The sequence below is a fragment of the Calidifontibacter terrae genome (genome assembly GCF_054778835.1).
Genome location: NZ_BAAGZF010000002.1, coordinates 650,649 through 671,066, shown reverse-complemented (window position 1 = coordinate 671,066; position 20,418 = coordinate 650,649). Strand labels below are relative to the sequence as shown.

At 66.7% G+C, this 20,418-nt stretch carries 17 protein-coding genes and 1 tRNA gene; 10 read left to right on the top strand and 8 right to left on the bottom strand.

Going from position 1 to position 20,418, the window contains the following annotated elements; translation table 11 throughout:
* Positions 1-34: 34 nt before the first annotated feature.
* Positions 35-1,366 (bottom strand): NAD(P)/FAD-dependent oxidoreductase, encoded by a 1,332-nt coding sequence (locus ACYU98_RS05945; protein WP_460467267.1) that lies wholly within the window; start codon positions 1,364-1,366, stop codon positions 35-37.
* 126 nt (positions 1,367-1,492) lie between these two features.
* A tRNA-Tyr gene (locus ACYU98_RS05940) sits at positions 1,493-1,573 on the bottom strand.
* Positions 1,574-1,711: 138 nt separating this feature from the next.
* Here ACYU98_RS05940 and ACYU98_RS05935 point away from each other — a divergent pair.
* Positions 1,712-2,209 (top strand): YajQ family cyclic di-GMP-binding protein, encoded by a 498-nt coding sequence (locus tag ACYU98_RS05935; protein WP_460467266.1) that lies wholly within the window; start codon positions 1,712-1,714, stop codon positions 2,207-2,209.
* Between the two features lie 14 nt (positions 2,210-2,223).
* Here ACYU98_RS05935 and purU read toward each other — a convergent pair whose 3' ends face one another.
* Positions 2,224-3,087: a formyltetrahydrofolate deformylase gene (gene purU / locus ACYU98_RS05930; RefSeq protein ID WP_460467265.1), complete on the bottom strand. Its 864-nt coding sequence runs from the start codon at positions 3,085-3,087 to the stop codon at positions 2,224-2,226.
* Positions 3,088-3,123: 36 nt separating this feature from the next.
* Complete coding sequence (locus ACYU98_RS05925) at positions 3,124-4,590, bottom strand: amino acid permease (RefSeq protein ID WP_460467264.1); 1,467 nt, start codon at positions 4,588-4,590, stop codon at positions 3,124-3,126.
* A gap of 271 nt (positions 4,591-4,861) precedes the next feature.
* On the opposite strand from ACYU98_RS05925, the gene ACYU98_RS05920 reads away from it, so the two are divergent.
* The 4 genes from ACYU98_RS05920 (at position 4,862) to ACYU98_RS05905 (ending at position 9,639) form a co-directional block, all read left to right on the top strand.
* Positions 4,862-7,045 (top strand): malate synthase G, encoded by a 2,184-nt coding sequence (locus tag ACYU98_RS05920; RefSeq protein ID WP_460467263.1) that lies wholly within the window; start codon positions 4,862-4,864, stop codon positions 7,043-7,045.
* 156 nt (positions 7,046-7,201) lie between these two features.
* A complete protein-coding gene (locus ACYU98_RS05915) occupies positions 7,202-8,347 on the top strand; it encodes an acyl-CoA dehydrogenase family protein (protein WP_460467262.1) in 1,146 nt (381 codons plus the stop codon).
* An 81-nt stretch (positions 8,348-8,428) separates the two neighbouring features.
* On the top strand, positions 8,429-9,184 hold the full coding sequence (gene fabG / locus ACYU98_RS05910; protein ID WP_460467261.1) for a 3-oxoacyl-ACP reductase FabG: 756 nt from the start codon (positions 8,429-8,431) through the stop codon (positions 9,182-9,184).
* Between the two features lie 2 nt (positions 9,185-9,186).
* Complete coding sequence (locus ACYU98_RS05905) at positions 9,187-9,639, top strand: MaoC family dehydratase (RefSeq protein ID WP_460467260.1); 453 nt, start codon at positions 9,187-9,189, stop codon at positions 9,637-9,639.
* A gap of 74 nt (positions 9,640-9,713) precedes the next feature.
* Here the strand turns inward: ACYU98_RS05905 and ACYU98_RS05900 are convergent, their stop codons facing one another.
* From ACYU98_RS05900 to htpX, 4 genes are all read right to left on the bottom strand, one after another.
* Positions 9,714-10,463 (bottom strand): serine hydrolase, encoded by a 750-nt coding sequence (locus ACYU98_RS05900; RefSeq protein ID WP_460467259.1) that lies wholly within the window; start codon positions 10,461-10,463, stop codon positions 9,714-9,716.
* Positions 10,460-12,937, bottom strand: coding sequence for an aminopeptidase N (gene pepN, locus ACYU98_RS05895; protein WP_460467258.1), 2,478 nt, complete (start codon positions 12,935-12,937; stop codon positions 10,460-10,462). The genes ACYU98_RS05900 and pepN overlap by 4 nt, the downstream gene beginning before the upstream one ends.
* Positions 12,938-13,062: 125 nt before the next feature.
* Complete coding sequence (locus tag ACYU98_RS05890) at positions 13,063-15,231, bottom strand: bifunctional metallophosphatase/5'-nucleotidase (RefSeq protein ID WP_460467257.1); 2,169 nt, start codon at positions 15,229-15,231, stop codon at positions 13,063-13,065.
* Between the two features lie 142 nt (positions 15,232-15,373).
* Entirely contained in the window at positions 15,374-16,243 is an 870-nt protein-coding gene (gene htpX, locus ACYU98_RS05885) for a zinc metalloprotease HtpX (RefSeq protein ID WP_460467256.1), read from the bottom strand.
* A gap of 58 nt (positions 16,244-16,301) precedes the next feature.
* On the opposite strand from htpX, the gene ACYU98_RS05880 reads away from it, so the two are divergent.
* Genes ACYU98_RS05880 through ACYU98_RS05860 form a run of 5 tightly spaced genes read left to right on the top strand, consistent with a single transcriptional unit; the run spans position 16,302 to position 20,404 of the window.
* A complete protein-coding gene (locus ACYU98_RS05880; protein WP_460467255.1) occupies positions 16,302-16,976 on the top strand; it encodes a uracil-DNA glycosylase in 675 nt (224 codons plus the stop codon).
* On the top strand, positions 16,973-17,767 hold the full coding sequence (locus ACYU98_RS05875) for an SGNH/GDSL hydrolase family protein (protein WP_460467254.1): 795 nt from the start codon (positions 16,973-16,975) through the stop codon (positions 17,765-17,767). The genes ACYU98_RS05880 and ACYU98_RS05875 overlap by 4 nt, the downstream gene beginning before the upstream one ends.
* 2 nt (positions 17,768-17,769) lie before the next feature.
* Positions 17,770-18,537: a molybdate ABC transporter substrate-binding protein gene (modA, locus tag ACYU98_RS05870; RefSeq protein WP_460467253.1), complete on the top strand. Its 768-nt coding sequence runs from the start codon at positions 17,770-17,772 to the stop codon at positions 18,535-18,537.
* Complete coding sequence (gene modB, locus ACYU98_RS05865) at positions 18,534-19,319, top strand: molybdate ABC transporter permease subunit (protein ID WP_460467252.1); 786 nt, start codon at positions 18,534-18,536, stop codon at positions 19,317-19,319. Before modA ends, modB begins: the two co-directional genes overlap by 4 nt.
* A complete protein-coding gene (locus ACYU98_RS05860) occupies positions 19,316-20,404 on the top strand; it encodes an ABC transporter ATP-binding protein (protein WP_460467251.1) in 1,089 nt (362 codons plus the stop codon). Before modB ends, ACYU98_RS05860 begins: the two co-directional genes overlap by 4 nt.
* Positions 20,405-20,418: the final 14 nt, after the last annotated feature.

The window sequence follows — 20,418 nt, the reverse complement described above, 5'->3', positions numbered from 1 at the left end:
GGTGCAGCCGTTGGGGGTGATGCGGGGTGGTGCGTCAATCCTGCGGGTGGGCCTGGCCCTCGACCTCATCAGCAGCAACAGCCTCCGGACGAGGGTTCTCCGGCCGGCGCTGCGAGCGGGCGATCGGGGTCTCACCGACGATTGCGTTGTGTCCCTTGCGCCAGAACAGATAACGGGAACCGAGGTTCACCATCGCGGCTGCCCGGTTGCGGTTGCCGAGCAGGGTGAACACGTGGACACCGGTCCAGATCGCCCAGGCCGGGAGGCCCCTCAGGCGCGGCATGTGGGTTGCCTCGGACACGGCCGAACTGCGACCGACGGTCGCCAGGATGCCCTTGTCCTTATAGCTGAACGGCTTCTCCTGGGCCTCGCCCTTGACCAGCGCGGCGATCTCCTTGGCGACGTACTTGCCGCCCTGCAGCGCCGGCTGCGCGAGCTGCGGCAGGGCGAGATCGCCCTCGCCGACCGCAATATCGCCGACGGCGTAGACGTTCGCCAGGCCCTTGACCCGCAGATGTGCGTCGATCTCGATACGACCGCCGCGGCCCTGCGGAACGCCCCACTTCCCGACAATCTGGGGCGCGGTGACGCCGCTCCCCCAGACGACGATGCCGGCGGGCAGCAGCTCCTTGTCGTCGCCGATGACGACGCCGTCCTTGCGGACCTCGTGGACCTTGGTCGACAACCGCAGGTCGACCCCGCGCTTCTCCAACGATTTGCGTACGTAGTTGCGACTGTCCTCGTGGAACGCGCCGAGCACGGTCGGCGCCATCTCCACCAGCGTCACGTGAACGCGCTTCGGGTCCAGCTCCGGGTAGGTGACCGCCATGTCGACGTTGCGCATCTCGGCCAACGCTCCGGCGGTCTCGACACCGGTCGGGCCGGCGCCGACGACGACGATCCGCAGATCGTCGTTCGGCCGGCGAGCGGCTGCGTACTCGATGTTCGTGAAGATCGCGTCGCGCAGTTTCAGCGCCTGGCTGCGGGTGTAGAGCGGGAAACTGTTTTCGGCCGCGCCGGGAATGCCGAAGTAGTTCGCGGTGACGCCGGTGGCGATGACGAGGTAGTCGTAGGCGATCGTGTCGCCGCCGTCGAGCAGCACCTCGCGACGGTCGTGATCCATCCCGACCACATCGCCGTTGACGAAACGCACGGCCGGGTTGTGTTCGCGTACGGCGCGCAGGAACCAGGTGACATCACCTGGGTTCAGGGTCGCGGTCGCCACCTGGTAGAGCAGTGGCTGGAAAGTGTTGTAGGTGTGTCGGTCGATCAGGACGACGTCGACATCCGCCTTGCGCAGGGCGCGGACTGCCGAAAGACCGCCGAACCCTCCACCGACAACCACCACTGTGGGCTTCTTGCTCATCGCTCACTCCTCCTGGTCACGGAACTGTGACCATTGTCCCGCAGCATCGCTACTAGCGGGTTCGCGCCCGAGTAACGAGAAAGGCCCGCCCGTCAGATGGACGGGCGGGCCTTTCCCCACACGGGGTGCCAGGTGAAGGATTCGAACCTTCGAAGCTTTCGCGACGGATTTACAGTCCGCTCCCATTGGCCGCTCGGGCAACCTGGCATGAGTGCGCCGCCAAGGCTAGCAAGTGCAGGGGGCGGCCCGCCAATCGAGCCGGGTGGCACGTGCCACACCTGCTGGTGGCGCCGCCGTCTGGGGCATACTGCTGGCCGAGCCCACCCGCCGACAAAGGAGCCCACCATGGCCGATTCTTCCTTCGACATTGTCAGCAAGGTCGACAAGCAGGAGGTCAGCAACGCCCTGAACCAGGCGGCGAAGGAGATCGCTACGCGCTACGACTTCAAGAACATCGACGCGAAGATCGAGTGGAGCGGCGAGCAGATCGTGATGGAGGCCAACAGCGAAGAGCGCTGCCTGGCCGTCCTTGACGTTTTCCAGACCAAGTTGGTCAAGCGGAATGTGTCCCTCAAGACCCTCGATCTGAGCAACGAGGGAGTGCCCCGGCTGTCCGGCAAGATCTACCGGATGGAGGCCGACCTGCAGGAGGGCCTCTCCCAGGAGAACGCGAAGAAGATCTCCAAGATCATCCGCGACGAGGGCCCCAAGACGGTGAAGTCGCGGATCGAGGGTGACGAACTGCGGGTGACCTCGAAGTCGCGCGACGACCTGCAGGAGATCCAGCGCCTGCTGAAAGCCGCCGACCTCGACGTCGCGGTCCAGTTCACCAACTACCGCTGATCCCCCCCGACACGCTACGCGCTGAACACCACCGTCGTGGAGCCGTTCACCAACACCCGGCCGGCGAGGTGGTCGGCCACGGCCGACGCCAACACCCGGCGTTCGATGTCCCGGCCCTTGCGGACCAGGTCATCCGGGGTGTCGCGGTGGGTCGCCGGCTCTACGTCCTGCGCGATGATCGGCCCCTCGTCGAGGTCGCCGGTGACGTAATGCGCCGTCGCCCCGATCAGCTTCACGCCACGCGCATGAGCCTGGTGATAGGGCTTGGCGCCCTTGAACCCGGGCAGGAATGAGTGGTGGATGTTGATGCACCGGCCGGACAGCGCCCTTGCCAGGTCGTCGCTGAGGATCTGCATGTAGCGCGCCAACACGACCAGCTCGACGTCGAGCGACTCGACCAGATCCAACAACGCCCGTTCCTGACCGGCCTTCGTCGCTGCGGTCACCGGCAGATAGTGGAACGGGATGTCACCGAGGTCGACCGGACCGACCGCCTCGCGCGGATGATTCGAGACGACGGCGGCGACGTCCATGTCGAGCTCACCGGTGCGCCGCCGGTAGAGCAAGTCGACCAGGCAGTGGTCGAATTTCGACACCAGGATCACCACTCGGGGCCGGCGCGCGGTCGAGCGCACGGTGAATTGCGCGCCGAAGGTCGACAGCACCGGATCGAGCGCCGCCGCCACTGCCTCCCTTGCCAACGGGCGACGGATGGGCTCGAACTCGATCCGCGCGAAGAAGGCGTCGCTGATCGTGTCGTTGAACTGCTGCGCATCAGTGATGTTGCACCCGAGGTGTGACAAGGCCGAGGACACAGCGCTGACGATGCCCAGCTGGTCGGGGCAGGAAAACGTGAGAACGAAGCGTTCGTTGGTCATCGGGAGTCCTTCGTACGACACATCAATGAAACTGGATCACTCGCGCCGCAGGTCGGCGTCCCGCGGCTCGATCGAGGGGGCGCGGGTGACGAGCTTGTGGCCCCACCAGAGGCCAAGGAACAGCGGCAGTCCGATGTACGACGACAGCAGCCCCTTGATGTCCGGGTTCGAGGTCAGCCACGCGTTGTAGTTCTGGCCGACGATCACCACCGCACACATGACCAACGCGACGACCGGGCCGAGCGGGAACCAGCGCGCGCGGAACGGCAGATCCGCCAGGTCGTTGCCCTGCGCGACATACGCTCTGCGGAATTTGTAGTGGCTCCACGCGATGCCACACCAGGTGATGAACCCGGCCAGACCGGAGGCGTTGACCAGCCAGGTGTACGCAGTGCCGTTGCCGGCCAGGCTCGTCAAGAAGCAGAGCGCACCAATGGCGGTGGTCGCCAGCAGGGCCGGCAGCGGGATCCCGCGGGAGGTGATCTTGGCGAAGAACGAGGGAGCGGTGCCGTGGCGAGCAAGGCTGTGCAGCATCCGCGTGGCGGCGTAGAGCCCGGAGTTTCCGGCCGACAGGATCGCGGTCAGGATCACCGCATTCATCACGGCGGCCGCGCCGGCGATGCCAGCCCGCTCGAAGACGAGGGTGAACGGCGCGACGGTGATGTCGCCATTGTTCGAGGCGGACAGCAGTCGCTTGTCGGTGTAGGGCAGCAGGAAACCGATGACCGCGATGGCGCCGATGTAGAACAGCAGGATCCGCCAGAAGACGGCCTTGATCGCCTTCGGGATCGTGCGCTCAGGATGCTCGGCTTCACCGGAGGCGACGGCGACCATCTCGGTGCCCTGGAACGAGAAGCCGGCGATCATGAAGATCGCCAGGATCGCCGAGGGTCCGCCGACGAACGGGGCGTCGCCGTTGGTCCAGTTGGAAAAGCCGGGCGACTTGCCGCCCATCACGCCCAGGATCATCAGCAGTCCGACGATCAGGAAGATGATGACCGTCACGACTTTGACCGCGGAGAACCAGAATTCGCCCTCGCCGAACGCCTTCACCGTGATCGCGTTCAGCAGGAAAAGGATCGTCAGGAAGCTGGCCGACCAGATCCAACTCGGAACGTCGGGCCACCAGTACTGCATGACCAAGGCCGCCGCGACCAGCTCCGCCGCCACGGTGATGGCCCAGTTGAACCAGTAGTTCCACCCCTGCGCGAACCCGAAGGATTTCGAGACGAATCGGGTGCCGTAGGCCTGGAACGAGTCCGACAACGGCAGGTAGGTCGACATCTCCCCCAGGCTCTGCATGAGCAGGAAGACCATGATCCCGATGAGGCCGTACGCGAGCAGCGCACCGCCCGGACCGGCCTGACTGATCGTGCCGCCGGAGGCGACAAACAGGCCGGTGCCGATCGCGCCACCGATCGCGATCATGTTCAGGTGGCGGGCTTTGAGATCGCGGTTCAGCGGGCTGTGGTGCTCCTTGGCGGGAGCCTCGACTTGGGACACACGGGACCTTTCGCGGACGGGTCGGTGAGCGCACCGGAATCTAGCGGATTCCGGTGCTTGCGCGCTGCATCCGTCCGCCGTCCGGGGTCGAGTGGCGGGGCAGAAGTTCGGTGCTCCAGTCGCCCGCACCACCCCTACCGGTGAGTAGCATTGAGGTCGCTCCGAGTTGAACAACTGATCACTGTTTCCGTTGTTTGGAAACTGTTTGTCGCATTGCGGAACTCGCGGAACACTGGACCACGGATCAATCGCGTACGGAAAGGACGTCCCCATGACCGAGCACGTCACGCTCAACGGCCTCCAGGTGGACAAGACCCTGGTCGACTTCATCGACAAGGAAGCCCTCCCCAAGACCGGTGTCGATCGCGACACCTTCTGGGCCGGCTTTGCTCAGGTATTCGGCGACTTCGCTGGTCGCAACCGCGACCTGCTGACCCGACGCGATGACCTGCAGTCTCAACTCGACGGCTACTACCGCGACCACCCCGGGGCGCCGCAGATCGAGCCGTACACCGCCTTCCTGAAGGAAATCGGCTACCTGGTCGACGAGCCGGGCGCCGGCGCCCAGGCCCGCACCCAGAACGTGGACCCCGAGATCAGCGAGGTCGCCGGGCCGCAGCTGGTGGTGCCGATCCTCAACCGCCGTTTCGCGATCAACGCGGCCAACGCGCGCTGGGGTTCGCTCTACGACGCGCTCTACGGCACCAACGCCATCTCCGAGGAGAACGGTGCCGAGAAGGGCTCGTCGTACAACCGCGTCCGCGGCGACCAGGTGATCGCCTGGGGTCGCGCACTGCTGGACGACTCACTGCCCCTCACTTCCGGCTCCCACGCCGATGTGACGTCGTACGGCGCTGGTGAAGGCTTCTCGGCCACGCTCGCCAGCGGCGAGACCGTCGGCCTGCGCGACGACTCGGCCTACCTCGGATACTCCGGCGACGCGAACTCCCCCACCGGAATTCTGTTCGGACACAACGGTCTGCACATCGAGATCCAGATCGACCCGACCTCGCCGATCGGCGAAACAGACAAAGCCGGCGTCAAGGACATCGTCATGGAGTCCGCGGTCACCGCGATCATGGACTTCGAGGACTCCGTTGCCGCGGTCGACGGCGACGACAAGGTCGTCGGCTACCGCAACTGGCTGCTGCTCAACGACGGCACCGCCAGCGAGGAGCTGACCAAGGGCGGCAGGACCGTCACCCGCACCCTCAACCCCGACCGCACCTGGACCGGGCGGGGCGGCGACGAGGTGCGGCTGCCGGGCCGCGTTCTGATGCTCTGCCGCAACGTCGGCCACCTGATGACGACCCCAGCGGTTCTCGACGCCGACGGCAACGAACTGCCCGAGGGCATCCTCGACGCGCTGGTCACCGGCCTGGGCGCAATCCCGGGAATGGACCCCAAGAACGAGAAGCGCAACTCGCGCACCGGCTCGGTCTACATCGTCAAGCCCAAGCAACACGGCCCCGACGAGGTCGCCTTCACCAACGAGCTGTTCGGCGCGGTCGAGAAGGTGCTCGGACTGCCGGAATTCACCCTCAAGGTCGGCATCATGGACGAGGAGCGACGCACCACGGTCAACCTCGGCGCCTGCATCGCCCAGACACTCGACCGGGTGATCTTCATCAACACCGGCTTCCTCGACCGCACCGGCGACGAGATCCACACCTCGATGCAGGCCGGCCCGATGATCCGCAAGGCGGAGATGAAGGGCTCGACCTGGATGACGGCATACGAAGACTGGAACGTCGACACCGGCATTGCGCTCGGCCTGCCCGGCCACGCTCAGATCGGCAAGGGCATGTGGGCGATGACCGAACTCATGGCCGAGATGCTCGAGCAGAAGATCGGCCACCCGAGGGCCGGCGCCAACACCGCCTGGGTTCCGTCGCCAACCGGCGCGACCCTGCACGCCACCCACTACCACCGGGTTGACGCGCGGGCCGAGCAGGCGAAGATCGCCCAGGGCGGTCGTCGCGCGACGCTCGACCAGCTGCTGACCGTGCCGGTGGCCGAGAACCCGAACTGGACCGACGCCGACAAGAAGGCCGAGGTCGACAACTCCTGCCAGTCGATCCTGGGCTACGTGGTGCGCTGGGTCGATGAGGGAATCGGCTGCTCCAAGGTGCCCGACATCAACGATGTCGACCTGATGGAAGACCGCGCCACCTGCCGAATCTCCAGCCAGTTGCTCGCCAACTGGATCGAGCAGGGCGTGGTTGACGAGGCCTTCGTGGTCGACGCGCTCCAGCGGATGGCGCCCGTCGTCGACCGCCAGAACGCCGGCGACCCGAACTACCGGCCGATGGCGCCGGACTTCGAGCAGTCGCTGGCGTGGTGCGCAGCCCGCGATCTGATCCTGCAGGGCACCACGTCGCCCAGCGGCTACACCGAACCGATCCTGCACGCTTACCGTCGCAAGGCGAAGGCGAAGGCGGCCCAGTCGGCCTGACCGCTGCAAAGATTGCAGACAACTGGTCCGGTCTGAGGGAACGCGAACTTTCGCGCGACCTCGGACCGGACCAGTTGTTTCGACCTACGGGCTCTATTACTGGCCGGTAAGTCGCCGCCTACGATGGGAGGAAACCCCCTCCGACGGAAGGCAGCCATGCCCCGCAACATCTACACCGAGGACCACGAGGCGTTCCGCGCGTCCGTGCGCGAATTCGTCGAGCGCTCGCTCAAGCCGCGCACCGAGGAGATGCTGGAGAAGCACGAAATCCCGCGCGACATCTGGCTTGAGGCCGGAAAGCAGGGGTTCTTCAGCCTGACCGTCCCGGAGGAGTTCGGTGGCGCCGGCGTCGAGGACTACCGCTTCAACGCGGTGCTGGCTGAGGAACTGTCGAAGTTCAACGCAGCGACCGCGTCGTGTTTCGGGATCCACTCCGACATCACCGCGCCCTACATCGTTGCGCTGGGAACGCAGGAGCAGAAGGAACGTTGGCTGCCCGGCGTCGTCACCGGTGAGTCGATCCTCGCGATCGGGATGACCGAGCCCTCCGGCGGTTCGGACCTCGCCGCCCTGAAGACCACCGCCGTACGCGATGGCGATGACTGGATCCTGAACGGCTCCAAGACATTCATCACCAACGGCCACCAGTGCGACCTCGCGGTTGTCGCCGTACGCACCGACCCGGCCAAGGGCGCCAAGGGCATCTCCCTGTTCGTGCTGGACAAGGATGACAAGGGATTCAGCAAGGGCAACAAGCTGGACAAGATCGGTCAGCTGGAGTCCGACACCTCCGAGCTGTTCTTCGAGGATGTACGGCTGCCCGCCGACCGGCTGCTCGGTCCCGAGGGCATGGGCTTCATCTCGATGATGCAGAAGTTGCCGCAGGAGCGCCTCGGCAACGCCATCGCGAACATCGCCAACGCGCGCCAGATCCTTGAGGAGACCTTGGAATACACCAAGGAGCGCAAGGCGTTCGGCGCCGCGATCGGCACCTTCCAGCACAACAAGTTCAAGCTCGCTGAGATGGTCACCAAGGTCGAGGTCACCGAGGCCTACGTCGACGACTGCGTCACCGCACACGCCGACGGCAAGCTCACCGCGGTCGATGCCGCGAAGGCGAAGTGGTGGGCCGCCGAGGTCCAGTGCGCTGTGCTTGACGAGTGCGTACAACTACATGGTGGCTACGGCTTCATGGCCGAATACCGCGTCGCCCGCGCGTGGCGCGATGCCCGCGTCCACAAGATCTGGGCCGGCACCAACGAGATTATGAAGGAGCTCATCGGCCGAGACCTCGGCCTCTGAACTACACCCGTAGTAAAGGGATGTGGTCGCAATAGCGACCACATCCCGTACGCTCCGAAGACCCGTACGAAGGAGAAATCAGTGAGCGAAAACCGAACCGCCATCGTCACCGGAGCCGCCCGCGGCATCGGAGCCGCGATCGCCCAGCGCTTGGCGAAAGACGGCTTCCAGGTGGCCGTGCTCGACCTCGATGAGGCCGCCTGCCAGCAGGTCGCCGACCAGATCACTGCAGATGGCGGAAAGGCCCTCGCGGTTGGTTGCGATGTGTCGAACGAGGACGCCGTGGCGGCAGCGGTGGAGCGAGTCGCGACCGAACTCGGCGCGCCGACCGCACTGGTCAACAACGCCGGGGTGCTGCGCGACAACCTGATCTTCAAGATGAGCGTCTCCGACTGGGACACCGTCATGAACGTCCACCTGCGTGGGTCCTTCCTGATGTCGCGCGCGGTTCAGGCGCACATGACCAAGGAGAAGTACGGCCGGATCGTGAACCTCTCCTCGACTTCGGCGCTGGGTAACCGCGGCCAGTCCAACTACGCCGCAGCCAAGGCGGGCCTGCAGGGCTTGACCAAGACCCTCGCGATCGAGCTCGGCAAGTTCGGTGTCACCGCGAACGCGATCGCGCCCGGCTTCATCGTCACCGACATGACCGCCGCCACCGCCGAGCGAGTCGGCATGGACTTCGAGGAGTTCCAGAAGGCAGCCGCCTCGCAGATCCCGGTGGCCCGAGTGGGTCGCCCGGAGGACATCGCACACACCGCGTCGTTCCTCTGCAGCGAAGGTGCCGGCTTCGTCAGCGGCCAGGTCATTTACGTCGCCGGCGGGCCGCGGGACTGATCGTGCGGACTTTCAACGGCATCGAGGAACTGCAGGCCGCCGTCGGGGAACACCTCGGCTTCAGCGACTGGCAGACCGTGACCCAGGAAGCGGTGAACCAGTTCGCCGACGCCACGGGTGACCACCAGTGGATCCACGTCGACGTCGAGAAGGCCAAGAGCGGCCCGTTCGGCGGCACCATCGCCCACGGCTACTTCACCCTGTCGCTCCTGCCGATGCTTGCCTGGCAGGTCTACACCGTCCAGGGTGTTCGGATGGGCGTGAACTACGGCTCCGACAAGGTTCGGTTCCCGACCCCGGTCCCGGTCGGCTCCCGAGTGCGCGGTGGATTCGAGTTGCTCTCCGTCGAACCGTCGGCGCTGGGCTTCACGGTGAAGGCGAAGGCCGTCATCGAGATCGAGGGCAACGACAAGCCGGCCTGCGTGGCCGAGGTCTTGTCGGTCATCGTTCCCTGACCCGCTCTTTGAACTAACTGGTCCGGTTTCACCCGCCTCCCCTTCAGGAGGTAGGTGAGACCGGACCAGTTGTTTCAGACCAGATCGCGTATGCGTTCGCCGATCCCCCGCATCCAGGCCAACGCCGGGCGGGCGTCCGGATCGTCCGGCGACCAGCGGGCGACGGCGGCGTAGTGCAGCGTACGGCGGTCGCCGGCGAGGGTGCCGACGTCTACTCGCACGCCCGAGTCCGAGCCAGTCTTGTTGTGCAGCAACGGTTTCTCGTCGATGTGAGCGAGCGGGTCGAGACCGAAAGCCGACGCCACCATCGACAGGTCGGTGTTGAACCGCATCCAGTCGCGCACCCGAGGTGACACCGTGCCGTCGTCGAGCAACCGCAGGAAACCGACCAGCGATCGCGGGCTCGCCAACGACAAAGTCTGCGGCATCCCCGGTCCGCGGTGATCGCGCACTTGGTCGAGTAGGCGCATCGGGGCGACCCCGAGCCGATCGGTGTAGTGGTCGACCTCGGACAGTCCGATCCGGTTCAGGAGCACGTTGGTTGCGTGGTTGTCGCTGACCGCACTGATCAGCCGGCAGCAATCCAGGACGCTCAGCGTCGGTTGGTCCAGGTGGAACCAGATACCCGAATCCGCAACGGGCGCAACGCTGTTCTTCGCCAGCGGCTGCGCCCCGTCGATCTCGGCGGAATCGAGCTTCTCGGCCGTTGCGGCGAGCAGGAGCAGCTTCCCGACCGATGCGGTGGGACCAACCTCGTCGACGTCACCCTCGCGCCACAGTTCCTCGCCCGAGCCATCGACCACCTGGACCGCGCCGCGGATCACCCGCCGAACACCTCTTGAGAGCGGAGCGCCTCGTCGAGCTTGGCGGTCTCATCCACCAGCGACCGGCGTACGTTCGCCGACAGGGCGTTGGTTCCTCGCACCATCGCGTGGGCCTGCGCCTGTGTGTCGGCGTCGGTCAAGGCGTGCGGGAAGGCCGCCGTTGCGACGCGCTGGGCGGCATACTCACCAAAGCGCTTCGCCAGCGTGGGAAGCACCTCGAAGTAGCGCGCGACGTAGGGGCGGACCAGGTCGAGATCGTCGGCCTCGAACAAGCCTTGGGCAATAGCCGCTGCCTCATAGTTCGACAGCGAATCGTCCTCGCCGAACCGCTTCCACGCCGCTTGCTTGGCCGCGGCGTTGGGCCGAGATGCCTTGGCAGTCAACACATTCCGCGCGCCGGCCATCGACCGGTCCTGCTGACCGAACTGGTCGATGGCGGCGTCGTCCACCGCACCCAGTTCGGCCAGCCGCTGCATCGCCAACCAGCGGAACTCCAAGTCTCCGTCGAGAATCGACGGCAGCATCGACCCGTCGGCCCAGGAACTCAACAAGTCGACGTCGGTGGTGGTGCCGGCAACCAACCGGGCCGGAACCAACTGTGCTGCTCCGGTTGACTCAGACAAGACAGCCTCAGCGGTGTCGGCGATCCGCGCGCGCTGGGCGGCTCGCTCGGTCGGCGGCAGCAACAGCACGATCCGCCCGGCGACCGTGGTCGGGATCAGACTTCGTACGGAGTCATCGGACTCGCGCGGCCACGCCCGGGTGAAGGTGTCGATGACGCGTCGCGGGTCGACGGTCGCCAGGAAGGCACCGTTCAGAAGGGCACTCCAGACAACACCGCGCACCCCCGCGTCGCCGATCTGCGGCAACTGCTCCGGGATCGCCGCCAGTGAGTCGGCGTCGAAGGACGCGATCGCCCACGTGAGGTCGGAGGCATTCGGGACCACCAGCTTGGCGGCCGGACGCCCGGTGACCGGAATCTGCGGGGCGTTCACGGATAGCTCGAAAAGGTCTGTGCGCCAGACCTGTTCCCCATCGGTGAAGCCGGCCACGTCGGTGACGTGTGGCCGAACATCGCCATCGTGGGCGGGAGTCACTCTGACCTCGGCCCGCTGGATCGGGTCGCCGGCCACCTCGACCGCGAACACATCGGTGCCCGAAGTCTCCAGCCACACCGCGGACCACGCGGCGAGGTCCCGGTCGGTGTGGCCCGCGATCGCGGCGAGGAAATCGGCCAGCGTCGCGTTGCCGTACGAATGCTTCGTCAGGTAGTCACGGACCCCGGCGACGAACGCCTCATCCCCCACGTACGCCGCCAGTTGGCGCAGCGCCGAGCAACCCTTCGCGTAGGAGATCCCGTCGAAGTTGGCCAAGGCGGAGTCACTGTCAGCCGCGGCGTTGCCGGCGATCGGGTGGGTCGACGGGGCGCGGTCTGCTTGGTATCCCCAGTTCTTGCGCAGGGCGCCGAAGTCGACCCACGCGTTGTCGAACTCCGTTGCTGCGGAGCAGGATCGGTGCGCCATGTATTCGGCGAATGACTCGTTGAGCCACAGGTCGTCCCACCACTTCATGCTCACCAGATCGCCGAACCACATGTGGGCCATCTCGTGCAGGATTGTGTTGGTGCGGCTGAGCAACTCGGCGCGAGAAGGCGTTCCGCGAAAGAGCATCTGATCGCGGAAGGTCACGCAGCCGGGGTTCTCCATCGCGCCGGCGTTGAACTCCGGAACGAACACCTGGTCGTACTTCCCCCACGGGTAGTCGATGCCGAACAGGTCGTTGTAGAAGTCGATGCCCGCCTTGGTGACTTCGAGCATCTGCGGCGCGTGGCGCTCCAGCTCGGTGCGCAGCGACGCACGACCGAAGACCCCCAGCGGCACCCCCGCGTATTCGTCGCGGACCACCGCGTAGGGTCCCGCGCAGATTGTCCAGAAGTAGGTCGACAGCGGCTTGGTCGTTGCCAGATGCCAGACCGAACCTTCCTGCCGCTCAGCACCATTGCCGATGACCAGCCAGTGATCAGGGGCCTTCACCGACACGTTGTAGGGCGCCTTCAGGTCGGGCTGGTCGAAGCAGGCGAACACCTGCGGTGCGGCGTCCAGGAAGCTCATGCCATAGACGTAGGCCTCGCCGTCGGCCGGGTCCACCGCGCGGTGCAGCCCCTGCCCGTCGTGTGAATAGGCCATCGTCGAGGCCACGATCACCGTGTTGTCCTGCGCCAGGTCGGGCAGTTCGACTCGCCCGTCGGTGACCGAGGCAGGATCGATCGGCCGACCGTTGAGGGTGATCGACTCGACCGAATGGGCCTTCAGGTCCAAGAAGGTCGAGGCACCGACGGTGGCAGCCGAGAACTGCACCTGGCATCTCGAACCGAACAGTTCATCACCGGTGGTCAGGTCGAGATCGACCTCGTAGGAATTGACGGTCACCAGGGCCGCACGCGTGACGGCTTCAGTCTGCAGAAGAACGGGCATGCGCTCACTCTGCCATCCGGGCGGTCGGTGGTCGCCCGGCCCGCACACGCTGCACGTACGGACGGACGCTGCAGGGGTGCCTGCAGCGTCCGTCGCGTAGTGCAGCGTCTGCTGCGGGGTTGGGGTCAGCTCAGTCGACGACCCAGCACCCATGCGCCGCCGAGGAGCGCCAGCAGACCGGCGCCGCCGACAAGGGCGAGGCGGTCGTTGGCGCCGGTCGAGCCCTGGTCACCGTCGGTCACGACCGGCGGGCCGGTCACGTCCGTCGAGGTGCCCGTCGCCGTGCCCGTCGAGGTGCCCGTCGAGGTCGAAGTCGAGGTCGCGGTCGGGGTTGTCGTCGCTCCGGAACCGACCAACTGCACCGGCATCGTGACGACGGTGCCGGTCTGCGAAGCCTTGACGGTCAGCACTCCAGCACCCGAAGCGACATCGGCCGGGACCTTGATCGTGATGGCCGCCGACTCATTGCGGGTCGGGACCGGCGGGGTCGCGGACAGGCTCTTGGTCACCGGAAAACTGCCCAACGACTTGCCGTCCAGGAAGACCTCGACCGAGGTGGTGGTCGGCGCGCCGAGGCTGGTCAGATCGATCCCGGAGATGGTGAACGACGAGTCCTTGCCGGCCTCAAGCGTGGTCGGCTGGTTCTCGACGGCCACGCCGTTCTTGGCGAAACTCGGCGCCAGCGGGCTGTTCGCCTTGATCCACTCCATGAACTGGGACTGGTCGATCAGCCCCGAGTCGGCCTTGTTGCTGCCCTCAGCGAAGGTGGCGAAGTTGTCGCCCCCGTCCATCAGGAACGAGTTCGAGGCAATCTTGTAGATCCCCTTCGGATCCAGCGGCTTGCCGTCGACCGTCACCGAGGTGATGTGGGAGCCATTCGCCGCGTTCGGGTCATAGGTGTAGGTCACGTTCTTGCTGAGACCCAGCTTCAGGAACGGTCGCGAAGCGGCTGCCGGCTGCCACTGCTCCTCCAACACCTTCTGGAACTGCGCACCGGTGAGGTCTTTGGTGACGATGGTGTTGTTGAACGGCATGATCGCCGCCGCGTCGGCGTACGTGATGGTGCCGTCGGAACCCTTCAGCAACTCCGCGCGTACACCGCCGGGGTTCATCACCCCGATCTGCACCCCGCCGGAGCGGCCGGGCGCATTGATCGCGTCGACGTAGCTCTGCGAGATCATGTTCGACAGCGTCGACTCACGCGTCCGGTCGTCGCGCGAGCCATCCGCGGAGTAGGCCGTGGTGATGTCGGCAGCGGTCTTGCCGATCGGCTGGGCGCCAATCACGTCGGCCCGCGCGTTCGCGGTGTCGACGATGCTCGCGGCGGAGAGGTACTTGCTGTCAGCCGCGCAGGCAGCGGTCGGCGCGGTGACCGCCCGGTTCTCCAACGAATATTGCTTGACGGTCTTGGTCGCCGGGTCGTAGCCCAACTTCAAAACGCCGAGGTACGCCGCATAGAAGTCGGTCTGAATCACCGGGCGGGTGCCGGTCGTCGCCGGGCCATCCCAGGAGTAGAGCTGGTGGGTGTGGCCGGTAAAGATCGCGGAGACGTCTTGGGTGGTGTCGGCCGCGATGTGCTTGAAGACCGGGCTATCAGACTCGGCCTTCGCCAGCGTCACACCCGCACCCTCCGGGGCACCCTCGTGATACTCGGCGATGACGATGTCGGCCTCCCCGTTGGCGGCGTTGCCATCCTTGAGCTGCTTGGCCACCCTGTTCACAGCGGCGACCGGATCACCGAACTCCAGACCATCGATCCCGCTCTTCGCGACCAGCGACGGCACCTCCTGGGTGACCGCACCCACGACACCGACCTTGACGCCGTTGACGGTGATCACCTTGTATTCCGGCAGCGCCGGGGTGGTGGTTCCGGCCTTGTAGACGTTCGCGCCGAGGTAGGTCCACTGGGCGCGCGAGGCAACCCGACCGGTGAGGTCGGCGAAACCCTTGTCGAACTCGTGGTTGCCGACGGCGGAAGCCTGCAGGCCGAGCGCGTTGAGGTAGTCGATGCTCGGGTTGTCCTGCTGTGCGGCTGACGCGAACGGCGATCCGCCGATGTTGTCGCCGGCGGACAGGAAGGCGGCGCCGAGTTGGTTCTGCGCGGTGGTGACCGTGCAGGCGAAATCCTTGGTGAAATGACCGTGGAAGTCGTTGGTGTTGAGCAGGCTCACGGTGGTGAGCGCGGGATCGATCGGTCCGGTGCCGACGTTCGTCGCCGCCTGCGCCGAGGGCGCAGTGATGGCGAACGTGAGCGCGCAGACCGCCGAACCGCCGAGGAGGCGGGAGGGCAGCATGGTGGCTCCTTGAAAGGGTGACGGTGGCCCGAAACACCCCCGTGCATCGGACTCCGGCTAGCTTGCCGCCTCAACCGCGCCCTCAGGCGATGAACGCCGCTATGTTCCCCTGAACGGCGCGAAGAATTTACGTTCTCTATACCTACGGCCGTGGTCTTTCGGCCATCGCCTGCAGCCGCGCGATTCGCTCAGCGGTCGGCGGATGGGTCGACATCATGCGCGAGATGTCCTGCGCCCGAAACGGATTCGCGATCATCATGTGGCTCGCGTTGACCACCCGAGGGGTCGGCGCCAGCGGGGCGCGCGCTGTGCCGTTCTCCAGCTTGGCCAACGCCGACGCGAGCGCCAGCGGATCGCCGGTGAGCTTCGAGCCATCTTCGTCGGCGTCGTATTCGCGGGTGCGGCTGATCGACATCTGGATCAGCGCCGCAGCCAACGGAGCAAGGAAAGCCATCAGCAGCATCGCGATCGGATTGGGGCGATTCTCGTCGCGGGAGCCGAACCCGCCGCCGAAGAACATCATCATCTGGGCGACCGAGGTGATGATCCCGGCGAGCGCCGCCGCAACCGAGGCGGTCAGGATGTCGCGGTTGTAGACGTGCATCAGTTCGTGGCCGAGCACCCCGCGCAACTCGCGCTCGTCGAGCAACCCGAGGATCCCCTCGGTGCAACAGACCGCCGCGTGACTGGGACTACGCCCGGTCGCGAAGGCGTTCGGCGCCTGCGTCGGCGAGATATACAGGCGCGGCATCGGCTTGCCGGCACCCGTCGACAGCTCTCGCACGATGCGATACATCGCCGGCGCCTGGATCTCGCTGACCGGGTAGGCCTGCATCGATCGCAGCGCGATCTTGTCGCTGTTCCAGTAGCTGTAGAAGGTGGTCGCCAAACCGATCAGCGCGAACACCCAAATGAACCGGCCGCCGCCGATCAGTGAGCCCACCCCGAGCAGCAGCGCCCAGATGGCGCCGAACAGCAGGGCCGTTTTCAGGCCGTTGAAATGGGAGTGCACGGTGGGTGAACGCCGGGCCCTCGCGCGGTGTTCCGGAGGCCGGGTTTAGGTTGGCCATATGCCCGCGCCGCTGTCCGAACTGGTCCATCCCAGTTGGGCCGAAGCCCTCACGCCCGCGGCAGCCGCACTCGCTGAGTGCGGCAACTTCCTCCGTACGGAGGTGGCTGCGGGGCGCCCCTACCTCCCCGCACCCGAGAACGTGCTGCGCGCTTTCGCGCAGCCGATGGACACCGTACGAGTGCTTGTCGTCGGGCAGGACCCCTACCCGACGCCGGGTCATGCGGTCGGGCTGTCGTTTTCCGTTGCGCCGCAGGTCCAACCTGTCCCGCGCAGCCTGGCGAACATCTTCACCGAGTTGGAGTCCGACCTCGGCCTCCCGCGCCCCACGACCGGCGACCTGAGCCCGTGGAGCGAACGGGGGGTCCTCCTGCTGAACCGGGTTTTGACGGTGCGCCCGGGCGCGCCTGCCAGCCATCGCGGCCGCGGGTGGGAGGCCGTCACCGCCGCCGCCATCAGCGCTCTGGTCGCCCGCGGCGGGCCGCTCGTGGCGATCCTGTGGGGTCGCGATGCCCGCGACCTCGTGCCCCACCTGGGTGACACTCCGTACGTCGAAAGCGCCCACCCCTCTCCACTGTCCGCCCACCGCGGTTTCTTCGGATCGCGGCCGTTCAGTCGGGTCAACGAGTTGCTCGTGGACCTGGGCGCAGACCCCATCGATTGGAGGCTTCCATGAAGCTCTGGACCCGTTATGTCGCGATCGGCGACTCGTTCACCGAAGGGATGGTCGACCCGCACCCCACGACGAACGACGCCTACATCGGGTGGGCCGACCGGCTGGCGGCGGCGCTGGCCGCGCGCAATCGTGACGAGGAAGCGCCGTTCGGTTATGCCAACCTGGCGATCCGCGGGCGACTGTTGGCCGATGTCGTCGGACCGCAGTTGGAGGCGGCGCTCGAGCTCGACCCCGACTTGGTGTCGATGGTCGGTGGCGGCAACGACATCCTGCGCCCGAAGGCCGATCTCGACGCGGTCGCCGACCAGCTCGAAGCCGCCGTCGCGCGGCTGCGCCAGCGCGGCATCGACGTTCTGCTCGCCACCAGCGCTGACCCCGGCGACGCGGCCCTGCTGCGCCACGTACGCCCGCGCTGTGCGGTGCACAACGCCAACGTCTGGGGCATCGCCCAACGACAGGGTGCGTACGTTCTCGATCTGTGGTCGATGCGCTCGCTGCGCGACCCGCGCATGTTCGGCTCTGACCGCATTCACTTGTCGACCCAGGGCCACCAGCGAGTCGCCGCTCAAGCGCTCTGGGCTCTCGGCGACCGCGCCAGCGAGCGCAGCTGGGACCAACCGCTTCCCGCGGCCGATCCGCTGAGTCGGCGCGAGTCCTTGGCCGCGAACGCGCTGTGGGCGCGCGACTACGTCGGTCCGTGGGTGCAACGACGCCTGCGGGGCACCAGCTCCGGCGATAGCATCACAGCGAAACGACCGGTGGTCTCACCGATCGATGACGAACTGGAGTGACCATGACCGGGACTCGCCTTGCCGCCGGCGCTCTGGCCGGCGCCGTCCTGCTGGCCGGCTGCTCCTCATCGAGCGACACCACCTCCGGGACCTCCAGCAGCCAACCGCAGCAGAAGCGCACCCTCACGGTGCTCGCAGCGTCGTCGCTGACGGAGTCCTTCACCGCGCTGAAGAAGACGCTCGAAGCCAACGACCCGGGCCTGGAGGTCAAGCTGTCGTTCGGCGCCAGCTCGACGCTGGTCACCCAGCTCAACAACGGCTTCGACGCCGACATCGTCGCGCTCGCTGACGAGAAGAGCGCCACCTCGTTGAAGGCCACCGGCATATCCCACCGGCTGTTCGCCACCAACCGACTGCAGATCGCCACCCCGGCAGCCAACCCGGGCCACGTGACGTCGCTGAAGACGCTTTCGTCGGGCTCGGTCGACACCGTGTTGTGTGCGGTGCAGGTGCCCTGTGGCCGCGCCGCCGACGCCGTGTTGAAGAAGGCCGGGGTCAAGGCCCACGTCATCTCCTATGAAGCCAACGTGAAGGCGACCCTGGCGAAGGTGTCGCTCGGCGACGCGGACGCGGCGATCGTCTATGTCACCGACGTGAAGGCGGCCGGCTCCAAGGTTCACGGCGTTGACATCCCGGTCGCCGAGAACACCATCACCAAGCTGCCGATCTACGACCTGTCCGGCAGCGACGCGGCCAAGGAGTTCTACGCCGCGGTCGGCTCGGCCGCCTTCGCGAAGGTGCTGAAGGACGCCGGTTTCGGCACCCCGTGATCCGCGGGCGGGCCGGTGAAGCGCTCGGCCTGAAGGCCGTCGCGACGCTTGCCGCCGCCCTCCTCGTTTTCCCGCTGATCGCCTTGCTCAGCCGGGTCTCGTGGACCCACCTCGGCCGCGACCTGACGACGGCTGGCGCCGGCCAGGCGCTACGGCTGTCGCTGATGACCACAACGTCCAGCACCCTGATCTGCGCCCTGCTCGGCACCCCGCTGGCCTGGTTCCTGGCCCGGTCCGAGGGCCGCGCGATCGCTGTCTTGCGCGCAATCGTGACCGTTCCGCTGGTGTTGCCGCCGGTCGTGGGCGGCGTTGCGCTGCTGATGGCCTGGGGGCGTACGGGCGTCGTCGGCGGGCCGCTGCACGACTGGTTCGGATTCACCCTCCCCTACAACGCGGTCCGGGTGATCATCGCCGAGACGTTCGTGTCGCTACCGTTCTTCGTTCTGGCGGTCGAAGGCGCGCTGCGCACCGTCGACCCGTCGTACGACGAACTGGCGGCCACGCTCGGCGCGACCCCAGGGCGCCGCTTGCGAACCATCGCCCTACCGCTGGCACTACCCGGAATCCTGAGCGGAATGACCCTGGCATGGGCCCGCTCGCTCGGCGAGTTCGGCGCCACCATCACCTTCGCCGGGTCGTTTCCCGGAACAACCCAGACGGGTCCGCTGGCGGTCTATCAAGCCCTCGACGTGTCCATCGATGCCGCCACGGCCCTCGCCGCGGTGATGCTGCTGATCTGCGTGGCCGTTCTCGCACTGCTGCGCGGAAGTTGGCTGCGGTGAGCCTGTCGGTCGACGGCTCGGTGACCCGCGGATCGTTCAACGCAGAGTTCCGCCTCGAGGTCCCGCCCGGCACCACCGCGGCCGTCCTCGGCCCCAATGGCACGGGCAAAACCACCCTGTTGCGCGCGATTGCTGGGCTCACGCCGCTGTCGTCCGGATCGGTCGAGGTCGACGGAAACCGTTGGCAGACAGGCGGATCCTCGCTGCCAACCCACCGCCGTTCGGTGGGACTGATGCTCGCGGCCCCCACGCTCTTTCCGCGGATGAGCGTCGCCGACAACATCGCCTACGGTCCCCGGTCCCGCGGGGTTTCTGCAACCGCCGCGCGCTCGCGAGCCCTGAGCGAACTGGATGCCGTCGGGTTGGCCGATCGCGCCGGTGACCGGCCCGCGTCGCTGTCCAGCGGGCAGGCCGCGCGGGTCGCCCTGGCCCGAGCCCTCGCCACCGACCCGTCCGTGTTGTTGCTCGACGAACCACTCGCCGCGATCGACCCGGAGACGCGGGCCACCGTACGCGCCGGGCTGGCGCAGCGACTGTCGCAGTTCGAGGGGTACACACTGCTGGTGACCCACGACCCGCTCGATGCCCTGACTCTGGCCGATCACATCCAGTTGATGGAGGCCGGCACCCTCAGCCCGCCACAGACGCCCGCGCAGATCGTCGCGCGGCCGATGTCGTCGTACGCCGCCCGGCTGGTGGGCCTGAACCTGCTGCCCGGAGTCGGGTCAGAGCGCGGCGTGCTCGTCGACGGTCGGCCGATTTTCGTCACCAGCATCGATCGCGGGCCACTGTGGGTGGCGATCCGCCCGGCGGCCGTGTCGCTGTGGCCGCAGCAGCCCGCGGGGTCGCCGCGCAACACCTGGGCCTGCACCGTCACCCGAGTGGAACTGGTCGGTCAGACCATGCGGATCGGCCTCGACGCTGGTTTTCCGATGGTCGCCGAGGTGACCGTCGGCGCTCTCAACGACCTGGGGCTACAGGTCGGGTCGAGCGTGTGGGCCACCGTGAAAGCAACCGAGATCGACACCTATCCGCGATCCGCTCCAGCGGCAGGAAAGCCAGCAGACACACCGCTGTTGGGATGAAGTGAATCCCGAGC